This window comes from Bacillus sp. 03113 (assembly GCF_006546985.1).
Lineage (GTDB): Bacteria > Bacillota > Bacilli > Bacillales > Cytobacillaceae > VATK01.
The window spans coordinates 1-2937 of record NZ_VATK01000040.1 but is presented as its reverse complement, the minus strand read 5'-3'; the positions used below and the strand labels follow the sequence as shown (position 1 = coordinate 2937).

Genomic DNA, 2937 nt, shown 5'->3' with positions numbered 1-2937 from the left:
ATTAGGTTAAGTCCTCGATCGATTAGTATTTGTCAGCTCCACGTGTCGCCACGCTTCCACCTCAAACCTATCTACCTGATCATCTTTCAGGGATCTTACTAGCTTAACGCTATGGGAAATCTCATCTCGAGGGGGGCTTCATGCTTAGATGCTTTCAGCACTTATCCCTTCCGCACATAGCTACCCAGCGATGCCTTTGGCAAGACAACTGGTACACCAGCGGTGCGTCCATCCCGGTCCTCTCGTACTAAGGACAGCTCCTCTCAAATTTCCTACGCCCACGACGGATAGGGACCGAACTGTCTCACGACGTTCTGAACCCAGCTCGCGTACCGCTTTAATGGGCGAACAGCCCAACCCTTGGGACCGACTACAGCCCCAGGATGCGATGAGCCGACATCGAGGTGCCAAACCTCCCCGTCGATGTGGACTCTTGGGGGAGATAAGCCTGTTATCCCCGGGGTAGCTTTTATCCGTTGAGCGATGGCCCTTCCATGCGGAACCACCGGATCACTAAGCCCGACTTTCGTCCCTGCTCGACTTGTAGGTCTCGCAGTCAAGCTCCCTTGTGCCTTTACACTCTACGAATGATTTCCAACCATTCTGAGGGAACCTTTGGGCGCCTCCGTTACTTTTTAGGAGGCGACCGCCCCAGTCAAACTGCCCACCTGACACTGTCTCCCGCCCCGATCAGGGGCGCGGGTTAGAATGTCAATACAGCCAGAGTAGTATCCCACCGACGCCTCCACCGAAGCTAGCGCTCCGGTTTCTACGGCTCCTACCTATCCTGTACAAGCTGTACCAAAATTCAATATCAGGCTACAGTAAAGCTCCACGGGGTCTTTCCGTCCTGTCGCGGGTAACCTGCATCTTCACAGGTACTATAATTTCACCGAGTCTCTCGTTGAGACAGTGCCCAGATCGTTACACCTTTCGTGCGGGTCGGAACTTACCCGACAAGGAATTTCGCTACCTTAGGACCGTTATAGTTACGGCCGCCGTTTACTGGGGCTTCAATTCAGAGCTTCGCTTGCGCTAACCCCTCCTCTTAACCTTCCAGCACCGGGCAGGTGTCAGCCCCTATACTTCGCCTTGCGGCTTCGCAGAGACCTGTGTTTTTGCTAAACAGTCGCCTGGGCCTATTCACTGCGGCTCATCTAGGCTATAAACCCAAATGAGCACCCCTTCTCCCGAAGTTACGGGGTCATTTTGCCGAGTTCCTTAACGAGAGTTCTCTCGATCACCTTAGGATTCTCTCCTCGCCTACCTGTGTCGGTTTGCGGTACGGGCACCCTTGATCTCACTAGAGGCTTTTCTTGGCAGTGTGGAATCAGGAACTTCGGTACTTTATTTCCCTCGCCATCACAGCTCAGCTTCATGACAACGGGATTTGCCTCGTTATCAGCCTAACTGCTTGGACGCGCACATCCAATCGCGCGCTTACCCTATCCTCCTGCGTCCCCCCATCGTTCAAACGATCAATTGGTGGTACAGGAATTTCAACCTGTTGTCCATCGCCTACGCTTGTCAGCCTCGGCTTAGGTCCCGACTTACCCTGAGCGGACGAGCCTTCCTCAGGAAACCTTAGGCATTCGGTGGATGGGATTCTCACCCATCTTTCGCTACTCATACCGGCATTCTCACTTCTAAGCGCTCCACCAGTCCTTACGGTCTAGCTTCAACGCCCTTAGAACGCTCTCCTACCACTGACATCAACGATGTCAATCCACAGCTTCGGTGATCCGTTTAGCCCCGGTACATTTTCGGCGCAGAGTCACTCGACCAGTGAGCTATTACGCACTCTTTAAATGGTGGCTGCTTCTAAGCCAACATCCTGGTTGTCTAAGCAACTCCACATCCTTTTCCACTTAACGGATACTTTGGGACCTTAGCTGGTGGTCTGGGCTGTTTCCCTCTTGACTACGGATCTTATCACTCGCAGTCTGACTCCCAAGGATAAGTCATTGGCATTCGGAGTTTGTCTGAATTCGGTAACCCGATGGGGGCCCCTAGTCCAAACAGTGCTCTACCTCCAAGACTCTTCTCCTTGAGGCTAGCCCTAAAGCTATTTCGGAGAGAACCAGCTATCTCCAAGTTCGATTGGAATTTCTCCGCTACCCACACCTCATCCCCGCACTTTTCAACGTGCGTGGGTTCGGGCCTCCATCCAGTGTTACCTGGACTTCACCCTGGACATGGGTAGATCACCTGGTTTCGGGTCTACAACCACATACTCAAATCGCCCTATTCAGACTCGCTTTCGCTACGGCTCCGTCTATTCAACTTAACCTTGCATGTAATCGTAACTCGCCGGTTCATTCTACAAAAGGCACGCCATTACCCATAAATGGGCTTTGACTACTTGTAGGCACACGGTTTCAGGATCTCTTTCACTCCCCTTCCGGGGTGCTTTTCACCTTTCCCTCACGGTACTGGTTCACTATCGGTCACTAGGGAGTATTTAGCCTTGGGAGATGGTCCTCCCTGCTTCCGACGGGATTTCACGTGTCCCGCCGTACTCAGGATCCACTCTGGAGGGAACGAAGTTTCAACTACAGGGTTTTTACCTTCTATGACCGGCCTTTCCAGACCTGTTCGCCTACCCCGTTCCTTTTTGACTCCGTATAGAGTGTCCTACAACCCCAAGAGGCAAGCCTCTTGGTTTGGGCTAATCCCGTTTCGCTCGCCGCTACTCAGGGAATCGCGTTTGCTTTCTCTTCCTCCGGGTACTTAGATGTTTCAGTTCCCCGGGTCTGCCTTCCTTACCCTATGTATTCAGATAAGGATCCTATCCCATTACGGATAGCGGGTTCCCCCATTCGGAAATCTCCGGATCAAAGCTTACTTACAGCTCCCCGAAGCATATCGGTGTTAGTACCGTCCTTCATCGGCTCCTAGTGCCAAGGCATTCACCGTGCGCCCTTTCTAACTTAACCT

Annotated in this window: 1 rRNA gene; it reads right to left on the bottom strand. The window is 52.6% G+C overall.

Annotated features, from left to right (window positions below):
* Positions 1-2: 2 nt before the first annotated feature.
* Positions 3-2936 (bottom strand): 23S ribosomal RNA (locus FDO66_RS20625).
* Between the last annotated feature and the right edge of the window lies 1 nt (position 2937).